At 71.7% G+C, this 16,627-nt stretch carries 13 protein-coding genes; 6 read left to right on the top strand and 7 right to left on the bottom strand.

Going from position 1 to position 16,627, the window contains the following annotated elements; translation table 11 throughout:
- Positions 1–46: 46 nt before the first annotated feature.
- Positions 47–727 carry a response regulator transcription factor gene (locus HCC30_RS26605; RefSeq protein ID WP_169445439.1) on the bottom strand — a complete coding sequence of 227 codons (681 nt, stop codon included), beginning with the start codon at positions 725–727 and terminating at the stop codon, positions 47–49.
- 360 nt (positions 728–1,087) lie between these two features.
- On the opposite strand from HCC30_RS26605, the gene HCC30_RS26600 reads away from it, so the two are divergent.
- Together HCC30_RS26600 and HCC30_RS26595 are read left to right on the top strand one after the other, a co-directional pair.
- Complete coding sequence (locus HCC30_RS26600) at positions 1,088–2,605, top strand: oligopeptide:H+ symporter (protein ID WP_169445437.1); 1,518 nt, start codon at positions 1,088–1,090, stop codon at positions 2,603–2,605.
- A 148-nt stretch (positions 2,606–2,753) separates the two neighbouring features.
- Positions 2,754–3,701, top strand: coding sequence for an alpha/beta hydrolase (locus HCC30_RS26595; RefSeq protein WP_346776825.1), 948 nt, complete (start codon positions 2,754–2,756; stop codon positions 3,699–3,701).
- A gap of 61 nt (positions 3,702–3,762) precedes the next feature.
- On the opposite strand, the gene HCC30_RS26590 is transcribed toward HCC30_RS26595, so the two are convergent.
- Positions 3,763–4,935, bottom strand: coding sequence for an acyl-CoA dehydrogenase (locus HCC30_RS26590; protein ID WP_277348060.1), 1,173 nt, complete (start codon positions 4,933–4,935; stop codon positions 3,763–3,765).
- A 213-nt stretch (positions 4,936–5,148) separates the two neighbouring features.
- Here HCC30_RS26590 and HCC30_RS26585 point away from each other — a divergent pair, with 213 nt between their 5' ends.
- On the top strand, positions 5,149–6,498 hold the full coding sequence (locus HCC30_RS26585; protein WP_169445435.1) for a UDP-glucose/GDP-mannose dehydrogenase family protein: 1,350 nt from the start codon (positions 5,149–5,151) through the stop codon (positions 6,496–6,498).
- A gap of 399 nt (positions 6,499–6,897) precedes the next feature.
- On the opposite strand, the gene HCC30_RS26580 is transcribed toward HCC30_RS26585, so the two are convergent.
- Positions 6,898–7,443 carry a CGNR zinc finger domain-containing protein gene (locus tag HCC30_RS26580; protein WP_169445433.1) on the bottom strand — a complete coding sequence of 182 codons (546 nt, stop codon included), beginning with the start codon at positions 7,441–7,443 and terminating at the stop codon, positions 6,898–6,900.
- Positions 7,444–7,523: 80 nt separating this feature from the next.
- Here HCC30_RS26580 and HCC30_RS26575 point away from each other — a divergent pair, with 80 nt between their 5' ends.
- Positions 7,524–7,901: a VOC family protein gene (locus HCC30_RS26575; protein ID WP_169445431.1), complete on the top strand. Its 378-nt coding sequence runs from the start codon at positions 7,524–7,526 to the stop codon at positions 7,899–7,901.
- A 79-nt stretch (positions 7,902–7,980) separates the two neighbouring features.
- On the opposite strand, the gene HCC30_RS26570 is transcribed toward HCC30_RS26575, so the two are convergent.
- The gene (locus HCC30_RS26570) at positions 7,981–9,228 is read right to left on the bottom strand and encodes an LCP family protein (protein ID WP_206324361.1); all 1,248 of its coding nucleotides are present in this window, start codon (positions 9,226–9,228) and stop codon (positions 7,981–7,983) included.
- Positions 9,229–9,366: 138 nt separating this feature from the next.
- Between HCC30_RS26570 and HCC30_RS26565 the strand changes: the two genes are divergently transcribed.
- The gene (locus tag HCC30_RS26565) at positions 9,367–9,933 is read left to right on the top strand and encodes an acyl-CoA thioesterase (protein WP_169445429.1); all 567 of its coding nucleotides are present in this window, start codon (positions 9,367–9,369) and stop codon (positions 9,931–9,933) included.
- A 3-nt stretch (positions 9,934–9,936) separates the two neighbouring features.
- Here HCC30_RS26565 and HCC30_RS26560 read toward each other — a convergent pair whose 3' ends face one another.
- Positions 9,937–11,589 carry an LCP family protein gene (locus HCC30_RS26560; protein WP_240979921.1) on the bottom strand — a complete coding sequence of 551 codons (1,653 nt, stop codon included), beginning with the start codon at positions 11,587–11,589 and terminating at the stop codon, positions 9,937–9,939.
- A gap of 224 nt (positions 11,590–11,813) precedes the next feature.
- Between HCC30_RS26560 and HCC30_RS26555 the strand changes: the two genes are divergently transcribed.
- Positions 11,814–12,860 carry a glycosyltransferase family 2 protein gene (locus HCC30_RS26555; protein ID WP_346776824.1) on the top strand — a complete coding sequence of 349 codons (1,047 nt, stop codon included), beginning with the start codon at positions 11,814–11,816 and terminating at the stop codon, positions 12,858–12,860.
- Between the two features lie 240 nt (positions 12,861–13,100).
- Here the strand turns inward: HCC30_RS26555 and HCC30_RS26550 are convergent, their stop codons facing one another.
- Both HCC30_RS26550 and HCC30_RS26545 read right to left on the bottom strand, forming a co-directional pair.
- On the bottom strand, positions 13,101–14,687 hold the full coding sequence (locus tag HCC30_RS26550) for an LCP family protein (RefSeq protein ID WP_346776823.1): 1,587 nt from the start codon (positions 14,685–14,687) through the stop codon (positions 13,101–13,103).
- Between the two features lie 112 nt (positions 14,688–14,799).
- Positions 14,800–16,599 (bottom strand): LCP family protein, encoded by a 1,800-nt coding sequence (locus HCC30_RS26545; protein WP_169445426.1) that lies wholly within the window; start codon positions 16,597–16,599, stop codon positions 14,800–14,802.
- Positions 16,600–16,627: the final 28 nt, after the last annotated feature.

Below are 16,627 nucleotides of genomic sequence, written 5' to 3'. Positions count from 1 at the left end.
ACGTACAGCAGTGGCACCCCCTCGACGGAAAGAAGCGCCGACCCCGCTAGTTCTTCTCGAACCGGAACCCCACGCCCCGCACCGTCGCGATGTAGCGCGGATTCGCCGCGTCGTCCCCGAGCTTCTTGCGCAGCCACGAGATGTGCATGTCCAGCGTCTTCGTCGACGACCACCAGGTGGTGTCCCACACCTCGCGCATCAGCTGGTCCCGCGTGACGACCCGGCCCGCGTCCCGGACGAGCACCCGCAGCAGGTCGAACTCCTTCGCCGTGAGCTGCAGTTCCTCGTCGGCCATCCAGGCGCGGTGCGACTCGACGTCGATCCGCACCCCGTGCGTGGTGGGTGGCGGCGCGGGCTCGGCGCCGGCGCCGCGGCGGAGCAGGGCCCGGACCCGGGCCAGCAGTTCGGCCAGCCGGAAGGGCTTGGTGACGTAGTCGTCGGCGCCCGCGTCCAGACCGACGACGGTGTCGACCTCGTCGGCGCGAGCCGTCAGGACGAGCACGGGGAAGGTGTGGCCCTCGTTCCGCAGCCGGCGGCAGACCTCGAGACCGTCCATGCCGGGCAGGCCGAGATCCAGCACGACCAGGTCGATGCCCTCGCGCAGCCCGGCGTCGAGCGCGGTGGGCCCGTCCTCGCGCACCTCGACCTCGTATCCCTCGCGGCGCAGAGCGCGGGCGAGCGGCTCTGAGATCGATGCGTCATCCTCGGCGAGCAGTACACGGGTCATGGGCCGATGGTAGTCCTCACGGCCCGGCGCGAGCGCGGTCCCTTCCGCTCGCCGGAGATCCCGGGTGACATGTGCACGGCACCTTGGAATCTGCTTTCCGGTTGCGGGCTCCGCCTGTGATTTGGCTCGCATTCTCTTCCGTCGCCCCGGAGACCGTGGCGTATGGTGTGGGCGCTTTCATTATGACCGTTAAGGTCCCGCGGGCAGCGGGCCCGGGACGCCCAGGAACAGGGGCCCGGACCGGGCCGCGGGGTCTTCGCCTGAGTGCAGTCGGCTCCTGACCACAGCGGCTCTCTCTCCCCCACCGGGCGCGCCGTGCTCCCAACCCATGTGCGCGTCCCGAGCAGCAAGGAACTCGACATGGCGTCAAGTCTGACGAAGGACTCCGCCGGTAACCCCGGGGGCAAGACCTTCTTTGGCCACCCACGAGGTCTGGCCACTCTGTTCATGACCGAGATGTGGGAGCGCTTCAGCTTCTACGGCATGCGAGCGCTGCTCGTCATCTACCTGGTCTCGGGCGGCCCCGACGCGGGGGAGAAGTCCCAGGGTGGCGGCCTCGCCATGGACCTGGCCACGGCCACCGCGATCTACTCGATCTACCTGGCGATGGTCTACCTGCTGGCACTGCCCGGCGGATGGTTCGGCGACCGGTTGTGGGGACCGCGCAAAACCGTCGCCGTGGCCGCCGGCGTGATCATGGCCGGTCACCTCTTCCTGGCACTGCCGGGCGAGCCGATGTTCTTCGTGGGCCTGGCCCTCGTCGCGGTCGGTTCCGGTCTGCTCAAGGCCAACATCTCGACGATGGTCGGCGACCTCTACAACGGTCCGGACGACCCGCGCCGTGACGGCGGCTTCACCGTCTTCTACATGGGCATCAACCTCGGTGCCTTCGTCGCCCCGTTCGTCATCGGCACCATCGGCGAGACGGTCAACTGGCACCTCGGCTTCAGCCTCGCCGCCGTCGGCATGGGCATCGGCCTCGTCCAGTTCCTGATCGGTTCGCGCCACCTCGACGAGAAGAGCAGCCGGGTCCCGAACCCGCTGACCCCGCAGGAGCGGAACTCGGCGCTGGTCAAGACGGTCATCTGCCTCGCCGTCGCCGCGATCTTCTACACCGCCGTCGGCGTCACCGGGCACTTCACCCTGAACTGGGCGATGATCCCGCTCACCGTGCTCGGCCTGCTGATCCCGGTCGGGATGCTGGTCCGGATCAAGCGGGACAAGGATCTGTCGCCGGCCGAGCAGGGCCGGATGTCCGGGTACATCTGGTTCTTCGCCGCGGCCGCCGTCTTCTGGATGATCTTCGACCAGGGCGGCTCCACGGTCCAGGCCTTCGGCTCCTCGAAGACCGCGACCGAGATCTTCGGCTGGAGCTTCCCGGCCACCTGGTTCCAGTCGATCAACCCGCTGTTCATCATCCTGCTGGCGCCGGTCTTCGCCTCGCTGTGGCTGGCCCTCGCCCGCCGCAGCCGCGAGCCCAGCACCACGGTGAAGTTCTCCTTCGCGCTGGTCTTCATCGGGCTGTCGTTCTTCGTGTTCGTCGTGCCGATGATGATGGCCGAGGGCGGCACCAAGGTCAGCCCGCTGTGGCTGGTGCTCATCTTCCTGATGCACACCACCGCCGAGCTGTGCCTCTCGCCGGTCGGCCTCTCCGTCACCACGAAGCTGGCGCCCGCCAAGTACGCGAGCCAGCTGATGGGTGTCTGGTTCCTCGCCGTCACCGCGGGCGACTCGGTCACGGGTCTGCTCTCCATCGCCGGTGCCGACCTGAGCACCCCGGCCGTGGTCGCGTCCGAGGCGACCCTCGCGGTCCTCGCCGGCTTCGCGGTCTTCATGTACCGCAAGAAGATGACCGAGGCGATGACCGAGGTGAAGTAGCGCCCCGGGGCCCGACGCCCCACCCGCGCGTACGACGAGGCGCCCCCGGAAATCCGGGGGCGCCTCGTCGTACGTCCGGCCGTCCCCGGTTCGGTCGGATGGACGGTGTACGCGTGCGGGCCCGGGCCCCGGCCGCGAGCCTGTGGGCGTGCGGACAGGTCTCGTGCGGGGTGCGGTGGGTCCGGCCGGCGCGGTGCTGCTGTGCCTGGCTCTGCTGCTGTGCGCGGCGCCGGTGCTCCCGGCCGCCGAGGCCCGCCGTTCCTCCTCCCCGGGGGACGGGCGCGCCCACGCGTACGGGCCCAGGGAGCGGCAGCGGCTCGTCGTGCACGGTGCCGGGGCGCGGGCCCCGGGCGGGCGGCCCGCCGTGGTGCTGCTGCACGGCGGCTACTGGTACCAGGGCCGCTCCCGTGGATGGGTGCCGTGGATGCGGCACTTCGTCGAGGCCGGGACGGTCGTCTTCGACGTCGACTACCGCAGCAACGCGGCGGCTGCCTGGCCCGCGCAGCGGAACGACATCCTCCGCGCGCTCCGGTGGATCCGGGCGCGGGCCGGGCGGCTGGGCGTCGACCCGGAGCGGCTGGTGCTGCTGGGCTCCTCGGCGGGCGGGCAGGTGGCGGCCGCCGTCGGCACGTACGGTGCGGGCCGGGAGCGGGTGGCCGGGGTGGTGGCCCTGTCCCCGCCGCTGGACCCGCTCCGCACCCAGGGCGAGCTCCGGGCCGCGCCGGGGGTGCCGGGGCGGGAGCCGCGGCTGCGGAAGACCGAGCACCTGCGGGCCAACGCCGCGCGCCTCGCCGGCTGCCCGAGCCTGCGCGCCGCCCCCGGCACCCGGTGCGGGCGGGTGTGGCGGGACATGGCGGCGGCGCGGCACGCCTCCGGCGCCGACGACGCCCCGATGCTGCTGGTCCACGCCCGGCGGGACTTCGTCCCCTTCGGCCCCTCGCTCCGGCTGGCCCGCGCGCAGCGGGCGCGGGGGATGCCCGCTGACGGCGTCACGGTGCTCACCGTGCCGGGCGCCGCGCACGGCGGCGTACTGCTCCGGCTGCCGCGGGTGGCCCGCGCCGTCCTGGACTGGACGGCGGCCCGCACCCGCGAGTGACCGCGTACGCCGCCGCCCCCGCCCGGAGTTCCGGACGGGGGCGGCGTACGCGGGAGGGGCCTTACGGCAGGTTGCGGGCCATGACGACGCGCTGGACCTGGTTGGTGCCCTCGTAGATCTGCGTGATCTTCGCGTCGCGCATCATGCGCTCGACGGGGTAGTCCCGGGTGTAGCCGTAGCCGCCGAGGAGCTGCACCGCGTCGGTGGTGACCTCCATGGCGACGTCGGAGGCGAAGCACTTGGCGGCGGCGCCCTGGAAGGTCAGGTCGCTGTCGCCGCGCTCGGACTTGGCGGCCGCCGCGTACGTGAGCTGCCGCGCGGCCTCCAGCTTCATCGCCATGTCGGCCAGCATGAACTGGACGCCCTGGAAGTCGCCGACGGGCTTGCCGAACTGCTTGCGCTCGCGCACGTAGGACTTCGCGTAGTCCAGGGCGCCCTGGGCGATGCCGAGGGCCTGCGCGGCGATGGTGATGCGGGTGTGGTCCAGCGTCTTCATCGCGGTCGCGAAGCCGGTGCCCTCCTCGCCGATCATGCGGTCGGCGGGGATGCGGACGTTGTCGAGGTAGACCTCGCGGGTCGGCGAGCCCTTGATGCCGAGCTTCTTCTCCGGGGCGCCGAAGGAGACGCCCTCGTCGCCCTTCTCCACGACGAAGGCGCTGATGCCCTTGGTGCGCTTCTCGGGGTCGGTGACGGCCATGACGGTGTAGTAGTCCGAGACCCCGGCGTTGGTGATCCAGCGCTTGACGCCGTTGAGCACCCAGAAGTCGCCGTCGCGTACGGCCTTGGTCTTCATGCCGCCCGCGTCGGAGCCGGCGTCGGGCTCGGAGAGGCAGTAGGAGAACATGCCGTCGCCCTTGGCGAGCGGGCCCAGGTACTTCTTCTTCAGCTCCTCGGAGCCGGAGAGGATCACCGGCAGCGAGCCCAGCTTGTTCACGGCCGGGATCAGCGAGGAGGAGCCGCAGACCCGGGCGACCTCCTCGATCACGATGACGGTGGCGAGCGCGTCGGCCCCGGCGCCGCCGTAGGACTCGGGGACGTGGACGGCGTGCAGGTCGTTGGCGACCAGCGCGTCGAGGGCCTCCTGCGGGAAGCGGCCCTCCTCGTCGACATCGGCCGCGAAGGGAGCGATCTTCGCCTCGGAGAGCGCGCGCACCGAGTCGCGGAGCATGTCGTGCTCCTCGGAGGGCCGGTAGAGGTCGAAGTCAGCGGCTGCGCCGCGATCCGAGGACGCCAAGGTGTCTCACTCCTTTTAGGGCACCTCCCGGCGGCGGTCCGCCGGGGGAGTCGGGGCAAGCTAGTTACCGTTAAGTAACCCAATTCTAGGGGCGATTCGCGGGCCGGGGATACGTGAGGTTCACGACAGGAAGCTCCCCGTTATGCTCGCGGGGCAACTCGTACGCGTCGTTGTTCCCAGCGATGTGCCCGTAGCAACAGGAGTGCCCCTTAGATGTCCACGCCCAAGCCCAGGATCACCGTGATCGGCACCGGCTATCTCGGTGCCACCCACGCCGCCGCCATGGCCGAGCTGGGCTTCGAGGTGCTGGGCCTCGACATCGACCCCGCGAAGATCGCCATGCTGGAGCGCGGCGAGCTCCCGATGTACGAGCCCGGCCTCGGCGAGCTGCTGCGCCGCCACGTCGCGGGCCACGAGGGCGCCAGCGGACGGCTCCGGTTCACCACCTCGTACGCGGAGGCCGGCGAGTTCGGCGACATCCACTTCCTCTGCGTGAACACCCCGCAGAAGCACGGCGAGTACGCCTGCGACATGAGCTACGTCGACAGGGCGCTCGACTCGCTCGCCCCGCACCTGACCCGCTCCGCGCTGGTCGTCGGCAAGTCCACCGTCCCCGTCGGCAGCGCCGACCGGCTCGCGGCCCGCCTCGCCGAGCTCGCCCCCGCCGGGGACGACGCCGAACTCGCCTGGAACCCGGAGTTCCTCCGCGAGGGCTTCGCCGTCGAGGACACCCTGCACCCGGACCGGATCGTCGTCGGCGTCCGCAGCGAGCGCGCCGAGACGCTGCTGCGCGCGGTGTACGCGACACCGGTCGCCGAGGGCACGCCGTTCATCGTCACCGACTTCCCGACCGCCGAGCTGGTCAAGACCTCGGCGAACTCCTTCCTGGCCACGAAGATCTCCTTCATCAACGCCATGGCCGAGGTCTGCGAGGCCGCCGACGGCGACGTGGTGAAGCTGGCCGAGGCGATCGGGCACGACGACCGGATCGGCAAGAAGTTCCTGCGCGCCGGGATCGGCTTCGGCGGCGGCTGCCTGCCCAAGGACATCCGCGCCTTCATGGCCCGCGCGGGCGAGCTGGGCGCCTCCGAGGCGCTGACCTTCCTGCGCGAGGTCGACTCCATCAACATGCGGCGCCGGGCCCAGATGGTCGAGCTGACCCGCGAGGCCGTCGGCGGGGCCCTGCTCGGCAAGCGGGTCGCCGTACTCGGCGCCACCTTCAAGCCCGACTCGGACGACGTGCGCGACTCCCCGGCCCTCAACGTCGCGGGGCAGCTGCACCTCCAGGGCGCGCAGGTCACCGTCTACGACCCGAAGGGCATGGAGAACGCCCGCGCGCTCTTCCCGACGCTGGGCTACGCGGCGAGCGCGGCCGAGGCGGTACGCGGCACGGACGTCGTGCTGCACCTCACCGAGTGGGCCGAGTTCCGCGAGCTGGACCCGGCGGCGCTCGGCGAGACGGTCGCCCAGCGGCACATCCTCGACGGCCGCAACACCCTCGACCCCCAACTCTGGCGCAAGTCCGGCTGGACCTTCCGCGCCCTGGGCCGCCCCACGGCCTGAGCGGTTTCTCAGGGGCGCGGGGAACTGCGCTTCTTGGGGGCGCGGGGAACGGCGCGAACGGCCACGGCGTACGGGGTGGTCCGGTGACGGCGGTTGTGCACCCCGCGCCGGGGCGGGCGCTGCGCTTGCCAGCCCTGCGCCTCGGCGCAGTCCTCCCAAGCGGGGCGGGCCCGCGATAGGGGGCGCGGGGAACTGCGCGAAAACCCGAGCCACGACGGCGCCGCACCTGCAGAAGCGGGGTGAGCCCACGAATAAGGGGCGCGGGGAACTGCGCGAAAAAGCCCCGGCGCCGCCGCACCCGAAGAAGCGGGGCGGGCCCGCAAACAGGGGCGCGGGGAACTGCGCAAACCCCGAGCCCCGACGGCCGCCGCACAAGACGGGGCGCCCCGAGAAGAACCCTCACCCCCCGCGCCGCGCCCGATAGGCCCGCATCTTCGCGCGGCTGCCGCAGACCGCCATCGAGCACCAGCGGCCCCGCCCCGCGGGGCTGCGGTCGTAGAACACCCACAGGCAGTCGTGCGCCGGGCACGCCTTCAGCCGCTGCCAGCTGCCGTCGGCCCGCGCCTCCGCGACCCCGGCCGCGATCCGCGCCGCGAGCGCCGGGACGCCGGTGAGCCCCTCGGCCGGCAGCAGCCGCGCCGCACCCGCCGCGTCCACGCTCAGCGCGAGCGGCGCGCGGGCGAACCACCGTCCCAGCGCGGCGACCTGTTCCGGCGGCGCGTCCGTCCCGGTATGGGCCAGGCAGGCCGCCCGCAGCGCCTCGCGCAGCTCCCGCAGCGCGTCCGCGTCCCGCTCCGTCAGGCCGAGCCCGGTGAGCCCGAGGCGTGCGGCGAAGGCGGCGACGCCCCCGTCCTCGGCGAGCGCGTCGGACCCGGCGTCCACGTCGAGCGTGTTCGCCAACTCCTGCGCCAGGATCAGCTGTTCGGGGGCGGTACGGTCCGTCACCCTTGCCAGGTTACCGCCAGGGGCGCATCATGGGGTAACCGCGTTCGTTACCGCTACATGACTCGAAGGGGTAACCCCGTATGAGCATCGTGACGATGGGCGTCACCGTCCTCGACTGTCCCGACCCCCTCCGCCTCGCCCGCTTCTACGCGGAGGTGCTGGGCTGGAAGGTGCTGGACCGGGAGGAGCCCGACTGGGTCGACGTGGCAGGCCCGGACGGCCGCGTCCTGGCCTTCCAGGAGTCCCCGGGATACCAGCCGCCGCAGTGGCCGAGCCTGGAGCACGCCCAGCAGCTGCACCTCGACTTCGACGTGCCGACGGCGCGGATGGACGAGGCGGAGGAGCTCGTCCTCGGCCTCGGCGCCACCCTCGCGCAGGGCGACGACGGCGGCAGGCGGAACTTCCGCGTCTACCTCGACCCCGTCGGCCACCCCTTCTGCCTCTGCGCGAAGGACTGACGGCACACACGAGGCCGCCCGCCCCTCCGGTGATCCGGACGGGCGGGCGGCCTCGTGTGCGAGCGGCGGCGGCCGGCCGTCAGCGGTCGGCCTCGACCGTGACCTGCTCGTCGTTCTTCAGCTGCTGGATCAGCTGTTCCTTCTTCGCCGGGTCCCACTGCAGCGAGCCCATCGGCGCGGTGCCGGAGATCGGCATGTTCATCGACTTGCCCTTGCCGCTGGAGACGTCCTTCATCGCGAAGAACATCGAGCCCAGGTCGAGCATGCCCATGTCCTCGTCGACGACCAGGGTGTCCAGGCCCGCGCCCAGCGTCGGGTAGAGCGCGAACGGGTTGAGGATCGTCGACGGGGTGGCGGCCTGGCTGGCCAGGGCGGCGAGGAACTTCTGCTGGTTCTTCGTCCGGCCCAGGTCGCTGTCGCCGGTGCCCGCGTGCCGGTTGCGGACGAAGGAGAGGGCCTGCTTGCCGTCGAGGACCTGCTTGCCCTTCTTGAAGTCCGCGCCGGAGTTCTTGTCCTTGATGTCCTGCGGGATGTTCATCTCGACGCCGCCGACCGCGTCCACGATCTTCGCGAAGCCGCCGAAGCCGATCTCCGCGTAGTGGTCGATCTTCAGCCCGGTGTTGTGCTCAACGGTGCGCACCAGCAGCGGGGCGCCGTCCTGCGAGTAGGCCGCGTTGAGCTTGGTCTGCTGGGTGTTGCTGAAGTGCTTGCCGGACTCGGAGCCCGTGAACGGCGGGATCTCGACCCAGGAGTCGCGCGGCAGCGAGATGAGCGTCGGCTCGCCGTCCCCGACGTGCAGGATCATCATCGAGTCGGTGCGCTTGCCCTCGGCGGAGCCGGTGTGCAGGTCCTTCTTCTCCTGCTCGGACATCCCCTCGCGGCTGTCCGAGCCGACGATCAGGAAGTTCGTCCCGTCGCCCGCCTCGGGCCGGTCCTCGACGATGCTGAGGTCGACCTCACGCCGCAGCTGCGAGTCGGCCCAGAAGTACGTGCCGATCGACCAGGCCAGCAGGACCACGACCAGCGTGATCACACCGGCCTTGAACCTGCGGCCCCAGTTGGGCCGCCGCCGCTCGTCGTACGGGTAGTCCTCGTACGGGCCCTGGCCCCGGCCGCGGCCACCGCCGCCGTAGACCTGGCCCTCGCTGTAGCCCGAGTCGTACGGCGCACCGCCGGGACCCGCGCCGCGCCCGCCTCTGGACTGGCGCGGTACGCCGGGCCGCTGGGTGTGCGGCATGGTCCGGGTGGGGTCGGGCGTCGGCGATCCGCTGCCGCGCCCGTACTGGTGCCGGGAGTCGTCGGTCCTGCCGTCGGGCCACTCGTTCATGCACGGCAGTGTGCACGCTTGGCGTGTCCGGATCACACCCCGGGTCCCGCTTCCCGGGGCGGCTGTAGCAGATCTGATGCAAAGAACGGTGAAGGCGTCCCAAATGTCTGCTGGACGCTCGCGCATAAGGTGGGTTGTATGACCGACCAGGATTCCGCGGAGGACGGCACCCCCCAGGGCAAGCCGACCGCCGCCTCCCGCACCACCCTGTCGCACATCATGACGGGGAACGACACCAACCTCCTCGGCACCGTCCACGGTGGCGTGATCATGAAGCTCGTGGACGACGCGGCCGGCGCCGTCGCCGGGCGCCACTCCGGCGGCCCGGCCGTCACCGCCTCGATGGACGAGATGGTCTTCCTGGAGCCGGTGCGCGTCGGCGACCTCGTCCATGTGAAGGCCCAGGTCAACTGGACGGGACGGTCCTCGATGGAGGTCGGCGTCCGGGTGCTGGCCGAGCGCTGGAACGAGTCGACCCCGGCCACCCAGGTCGGCACCGCCTATCTCGTCTTCGCCGCCGTCGACGAGCAGGGCACGCCCCGCGCCGTCCCGCCGGTGCTGCCCGAGACCGACCGCGACCGGCGCCGCTACCAGGAGGCGCAGATCCGGCGCACCCACCGGCTGGCCCGCCGCCGCGCGATCAAGGAACTGCGGGACGCCAAGCAGGGCGAGTGGTCCCCGCCCGCAGAGGCCAAGAACGTCTGAGGCTCACTTGCAGGTGACCTGGTCGCCGGTGACCGCGCCGCCGTCGTTCCGCCCCGCCGGGGGACCGTCCGCGACGGACTGCCGCACGGGCCGCACCTTCTCGAAGTCGGCGCCGACCGTGACCTTCATCTGCGGCCCGCGCCCCGGGTCCTTGACCAGCTTCGCGTCCGGCAGCGCGGCCGCGAGCGAGCGCGCGGAACGGTCCCAGCGCGGGTCGTAGGCGATCTCCGTCCGCTCGACGTCCCGGTCCTTGGCGTTCCGCGGGGTGCCCGTGGTGGCGAAGCCCGCGTCGCCCAGCTCCCGGTCGGCCCGGTGCCCGGTGCCGGTCTCCGAGGTCCCGTTCTCCACCTGGACGCGGACCGAGCCCGGCGCGACCTCGACGTGCGCGGGGCCCTTCTCCTTCTCCTTCTCGTCTGCCTTCTCCTCGGCCTTCGCGTCCTCCGGTTGGGCGCGGCGTTCGCGGGCCTCCTCGCGCTCCTGCGCGCGCTGCTTCTTCAGGGCCTCCGTCTGCCGGGCCAGCGGCCGGTCCTCGCGGAGGGCGGTGAACAGCTCGCCCGCCTTCTCCTCGTCCCACTTCACCGTCGACCCCAGCCCCGGCACCTGGTGCCCCGGGTCGGCCAGCGGTACGGAGGCGAACTCGGAGGACGCGGGCGTGAAGTTCCGCATCACCCGGCCCAGGGCCACGATCTGCTCGCTGCCGAAGCCGTGGTCGGCGCGGACGGACTTGAGCAGCGTGGAGGCGAGCTCGTTGAACTTCACCGGGTTCATCAGCACCCCGCTGCTGGTCGCCTCGTCGAGCAGCGCGGCGAGGAAACGCTGCTGCCGCTGCATCCGGCCCAGGTCGGAGCCCCCGTCGAGGTGCCGGGCCCGGACGTACTGGAGCGCCTCGCCGCCGTTCAGCCTGCTCGTCCCGGCGGGCAGGTCCAGCCCCGAGTGCGAGTCCTTCAGCGGCTTCGTCGTGCAGACGGGGACGCCGCCGATGACGTCCACCGTGCTCATGAAGCTGCCGAAATCGACCTCCAGATAGTGGTCGATGTGCACCCGGGTCAGCTTCTCGACGGTGCTGACGGTGAGGTTCGGGCCGCCGTGCGCGTACGCCGAGTTGAGCTTCGCGGGCTCGTCCCGCCGCTCGACGGGCTTGCCGTCCTTGCCGCGGTGCGTGTGCGCGGGCAGCTTCGTGTAGGTGTCGCGGGGAAGGCTCACCACGCTCGCCCGGCTCCGGTCGGCGGACAGGTGCACCAGCATCAGCGTGTCCGTGCAGTTGCAGGCGGTGCCGCCCAGCCGGTACTTCTCGCGCTGCTCCTTGCTGAGCTTGTCCCGTCCGTCGGTCCCGGCGACGAGGAAGTTGACGCCGTTGCCCGCCTCGGGCCGGTCGCCGAGCCCGCCGAACGGATCGACCCGGCGGACGCCCGAGTCGAGCCCGCTCACCATCGCGTGCCCCACCCCGCTGGCCAGCAGCAGGAGCGCCGAGGTCGCCGCCGCGATCCGCAGCCCCCAGCGCGGCCGCCGCGCCCGCCGGGCACGACGCGGGTCACGTCCGTCACGTCCGCCGGGGCGAGGGGAGCGCGGGGGTCTGCCGGGGGCCTCGTGCCACTGTCCGTGCGGGGGCCGCCGGGAGGCGGGCGAGGGGCGAGGACGACGCTCCGGTCCGGGCAACGGGACTCCTCAGCGGCGGTCGGGAACGGCCGCCGGGCCGCGGCCGGAACGGGGCGCGGCTCCGGTCGCCCGCACCTCGACGGACTGTCGCACATGTCTGCTTTCGGGGACTTCGCCGACAGTAGGCCCATACGATGTGCAACCACGGATACACGCCGCCGCAGCGGGGCCGGGGCACCCGGCTGGCGTGCGGGGGTGTCGCTCGTTCGCGGTAACGTGAGCCCGTGACTGATAGCTCCTCCGCCACCCCGCGCACGGAACTCCCCGCCGTCTCCGTGATCATGCCGGTCCTCAACGAGGAACGGCACCTGCGCAGCTCCGTCCGGCACATCCTGGAGCAGGAGTACGACGGTGAGATGGAGGTCGTGATCGCCGTCGGCCCCTCCGAGGACCGCACCGAGGAGATCGCGGCCGAGCTGGTGCGCGAGGACCCCCGCGTGCACACCGTGCCGAACCCGACCGGACGGACGCCCGCCGCGCTGAACGCCGCGATCAAGGCGTCCCGCCACCCCGTCGTGGTGCGCGTCGACGGGCACGGGATGCTCTCGCCGAACTACATCGCCACGGCCGTACGGCTGCTGGAGGAGACGGGCGCGGCCAACGTCGGCGGCATCATGCACGCCGAGGGCGAGAACGACTGGGAGCACGCGGTCGCCGCCGCCATGACCTCCCGGATCGGCGTCGGCAACGCGGCCTTCCACACCGGCGGCGAGTCCGGCGAGGCCGAGACGGTCTACCTCGGCGTCTTCCGCCGGGACGTGCTGGAGCAGCAGGACGGCTACAACGAGGAGTTCATCCGCGCCCAGGACTGGGAGCTGAACTACCGCATCCGCGAGGCGGGCGGCCGCGTCTGGTTCTCGCCCGAGCTGCGGGTCTCGTACCGGCCGCGGCCCAGCGTCCGCGCGCTGGCCAAGCAGTACAAGAACTACGGGCGCTGGCGGCACGTCGTCTCCCGGTACCACGCGGGCTCGATCAACCTCCGCTACCTCGCGCCGCCGACGGCCGTGTGCGCCGTCGCCGCGGGCGCCGTGGCCGGCGTCGCGGTCACCCCGTGGGGCTTCGTGCTCCCGGCCGGGTACCTCGCGGCCATCACCGCCGGGTCACTGCCCGCAGGCAAGGGGCTGCCGCTGAAGGCGCGGGCGCAGATTCCCGTCGCGCTGGCGACGATGCACATGTCGTGGGGCTGGGGCTTTCTGACCAGCCCGAAGAAGCTGGCGCGCAAGGTCATCGCGAGCCGGCGCGAGCCGGTGCTCGCCTCCGACGCGAGCTGACGTTCCGCTTCCTTCGCGGGGTGCCCCTTCGGGGCGCGTCGCGGGGCGCGGGTTTCGTCGTGGCGCGGGTTTTCGCGCAGTTCCCCGCGCCCCTTATCGCGGGCTCGCCCCGCTTGGGAGGACTGCGCCTTAGGCGCAGGGCTGGCAAGCGCAGCGCGGTCACCCACGCGCGGGGTGCTCCATGCCGTCACCGGGCCACCCCGTACGACGTGACAAGCGCGCCCCTGAACGGGGCGCCCCTCACCACGTGTACGACGGGTTGACCTCCATGCAGGCCCCCTTGTCGTCACCGTTGAGCGCCTCCGCGCTGTCCGGTGCCTTGTTCGCCGGCGCCTTGTCGGCCCCGCCGTCGTCGCCGGAGCCGCCCGGGTGGCGCGTGCCCTCGCGCCAGTCCGTGCCGACGACCAGCGTGACCTCGGCCACCGCCGACGAGTGCTTGACCGCCCGCTCCGGCAGGCCCAGCGCCTTGGCGACGGCCAGCGCGTCCCCGCGCTGCCCCGCCTGCCCGTAGCTGACCGTCGTGTCGGCCTGCGACTTGGGCGTCCGGTCGGCCGCCGCCTGTGCGAAGCCCTGCTGGTTCAGCGTGCCCGCGACGGCCCCGGCCCGGCCGGTGACCGGCGCCTGGAGCGCGGTGCCCGTGCCGTTCATGACGACCACCGGGATCTCGGCCTTGGGCGCGGAAGGCTCCGTCGGCTCCGGTGAACTGTCCTTCTTCGGACGCTTCTTGTCCCGCCCGTCGAGCGCGACATCGTGCCGGATCAGCGAGAACGTCCGCTCCGCGTCGTCCGCCTTGGGTATGACGAAGCCGCCCGGCGCGTACTCCCACGGCATGGTGGCCATGGTGATGCGCTTGGTGGGGACGCGCTTGAGGTCGTTGCCGAGGTCGTACAGGTCCTTCACGGAGCCGAGGCCCTCGTCCACCGTGAGTGCCTTCGTCGCCGCCTCGGCGAGGGAGCGCAGCTGGCCCGGGTCGGAGAGCTTGGTGCCGGACTTCAACTGCCGCACCATCGCGTTCATGTACATGTGCTGGGCGCGGGCGCGGCCGATGTCGGAGCCGTCGGCGAAGCCGTGCCGGGTACGGAGCCAGTGCAGCGCCTGCTCCCCGCGTACCACCGACTCGCCCTTCTTCAGGCGGAGTTGGGAGCGCGGGTCGTAGATGTTCTGGTCCACGCAGACGGGGACGCCGCCCACGGCGTCCGCCATGGAGACCACGCCGGCGAAGTCGATCATCATGAAGTGGTCGATCGGGACGCCCGTCATCTCCTCCCAGGTGGCGACCGTGCAGCCGGGACCGCCGCGCTGGAGGCTGGTGTTGATCTTCGCCGTCGTCTCCGGGTAGACCGTTCCGTCGTCCGGGTCGGTGCACTTGGGGATCGTCGCCCTGGTGTCCCGGGGGACGGAGAGGACGGACATGTTGGTGCGGTCGGCCGAGACGTGCAGCAGCATCTGGACGTCGGCGAGCGGGGCGCGCCCCTGCTCGGCCTTGGCGCCGCCGAGTTCGACGTTCTTCTTCGAACCGCGTGAATCGGAGCCCAGCAGCAGGATGTTGAGGGGACGCTGGCCCTTCGCGTTGGGGCCGCTGCGGTCCAGCCGGTTGTCCCCGAGGTTGAGGACGTCCTTGCCGAGGTTGCCGTTGAGGTGCTGGTAGTAGACGTATCCCGCGCCCGCGGTGACGAGTATCAGCAGCGACAGGGCGAGCACGAACCAGCGCAGGAAGCGCCGTTTCTTGGGCGGGCCGGGGGAGCCGGCCTCCGCACCGGCCTCCGGGCCCGAAGTGCCGCCCTCGTACAGGGAGTCGTCCCAGCCCCGGTCCCCGGCCGTGGGCACGGCGCCGCCTGCCTTCCGGCCTCGGCTGCTGTCTGGCCGCACGGGACCTCCCCGTTGTTCTTACCTGGTGGTGCTTGCCCCGGCCCGCGCGTCGGCGGGCCGGGGGTAGAGGTTACTTGGCACAGATGTTCTTGTTGCCCGCGTTGACGTTCTGAACCCCTTCAGGGGTTTTGTCCGGTGCGGAGACGGGGTCGCCGGGGCCGGTGAAGTCCTGTCCGAGTGTCAGGTCCATTCCCTCCCCGGATGTGGACGGAACCTGCTTCATCGCGGACTTCGGGAGGTCCAGCAGTGCGGCGAGGGTCGCCGCCTGGCCGGCCTGGTCCGAGGTGAACTGCAGGCGGGTGCGCTCCAGTTGCTCGCCCGCGTTGCCGGCGTTCGCCGAGTTGGTGACGCCCTTGAGGGCCAGCCAGTCGACGGTCTCCTGCGCGGCGCCGCCGGGGCCGCCGCCGTTGGCGACGTTCACCGCCACCTCGGAGGCGGGAACCTTCTTCGCCGCGGCCGGCTTCTCGGCCTTCTTCTCCTTCTTCTTGGTTCCGGAGAGCGACTTGTCCTGCTGCACCATCTTGAACAGCGGCTTGGCCTTGGCCTCGTCGAGGATGACGGTGGCCGGGTCCTCCGGGTTGTCCACGACGGGCACCGTCGCGAAGGTGATCTTGTCGGTGTCGACCCGCTTGAGGTCGTTCGCGAGGTCCACCAGCTTGCTGACGCTGCCGATGCCCTCGTCGACGGTGAGCGCCTTCGTCGCCGCGTTCGCCAGGTCCATCAGCTTCGACGGGCTGGTGAGGGTGTCGGTGGACTGCATCTTGCGGATCATCGAGCTGAGGAACTGCTGCTGGAGCTCGATCCGGCTCAGGTCACTGCCCGTGCCGACGGAGTGCCGGGTACGGACGAAGGCGAGCGCGTCCTCGCCCTTGAGCGTGTGACGTCCCGCCTCCAGGTTGAGGTGCGACTTCGGGTCGTTGATCGGCTTGGCGGCGCAGACCTCGACCCCGCCCACGGCGGTGGACAGCTCCTTGACGGCGTTGAAGTCGGCCATCATGAAGTGGTTGATCTTGACGCCGGTGAGCTTCTCGACGGTCCGCCAAGTGCAGCCCGGGTCACGGCCGCTCTGGCCCAGGCTGGTGTTGAAGCGGGCGTTCTGCTCGCCGGGGATCTTCTCGATGCTGCCGTCCGGCTGCTTGGTCGGACAGGTGGGGATGTCGGTGAGCATGTCGCGGGGGATGGACAGCGCGGTGGCGTTGGTCCGGTCCTCGGAGACGTGGAAGAGGAACGTCGTGTCCGCGTGGCCGACGCTTCCCGTGTCGCCGTAACCGGTGTTGCCCTTGCCCTCACGCGCGTCGGTGCCCATCACCAGGATGTTCACCGGGCCGTCGGTGACCGCGTCGTTGTTCATGCCGACGTCGACCTTGTTGATGTTGCCGTCGAGCTGCTGGTAGATGAAGTACCCGCCGGTGCAGCCCGCGATCAGCAGCAGGCCGAGGGCGCCGCCGCCCCAGCGCAGGGCCTTCTGCTTGCCCGAAGTCCCGGCCTTGGCACGGGACTTGCGCCGTCCCCCGCCGCCCGCCGGGGTCTTGCCCGCCGCGCGCCGTCCGCCGCCGGCCGAGGCCGGTGTGGCGGCGCGGGCGCGGCGCCGCTGGCCCGGCAGCCGCGACTCGTCCTCGGTGGGGTCGACGCCGCCCCCGGCCGAGGTGCGGTCTCCGGCGCGCTTCCCGGAGACGGAGGGAATCGAGACGGTCTCGCCGTCCGTGGATCTTCTCTGACGCGGCGCTGAGGGACGGCTGCTGGCTGAGCGACTCGGGGAGTCGGCAGCAGCGGGGGTCAGTCGCAGCTCATAGCTGCCGGTGTTCGGGTCGAACACCCACTGATCGGCGGGATCGATATCGCCCGCGTGCCCACGGCCTCGCGCGTTCACGATTGCGTAAGTCCTCCATTTGCCGCCT

Origin of the sequence: Streptomyces sp. HNM0574, assembly GCF_012726235.1 — a bacterium.
Classification (GTDB): Bacteria; Actinomycetota; Actinomycetes; order Streptomycetales; family Streptomycetaceae; genus Streptomyces.
Note: the sequence above shows the minus strand (reverse complement) of the source record. Positions and strands in the feature narration are given on the sequence as shown.

What these genes read in the sequence shown, in the direction of transcription:
- HCC30_RS26605 (WP_169445439.1), bottom strand. Translation starts at nt 727, where the DNA reads ATGACCCGTGTACTGCTCGCCGAGGATGACGCATCGATCTCAGAGCCG.
- HCC30_RS26600 (WP_169445437.1), top strand. Translation starts at nt 1,088, where the DNA reads ATGGCGTCAAGTCTGACGAAGGACTCCGCCGGTAACCCCGGGGGCAAG.
- HCC30_RS26585 (WP_169445435.1), top strand. Translation starts at nt 5,149, where the DNA reads ATGTCCACGCCCAAGCCCAGGATCACCGTGATCGGCACCGGCTATCTC.
- HCC30_RS26575 (WP_169445431.1), top strand. Translation starts at nt 7,524, where the DNA reads ATGAGCATCGTGACGATGGGCGTCACCGTCCTCGACTGTCCCGACCCC.
- HCC30_RS26570 (WP_206324361.1), bottom strand. Translation starts at nt 9,228, where the DNA reads ATGAACGAGTGGCCCGACGGCAGGACCGACGACTCCCGGCACCAGTAC.
- HCC30_RS26565 (WP_169445429.1), top strand. Translation starts at nt 9,367, where the DNA reads ATGACCGACCAGGATTCCGCGGAGGACGGCACCCCCCAGGGCAAGCCG.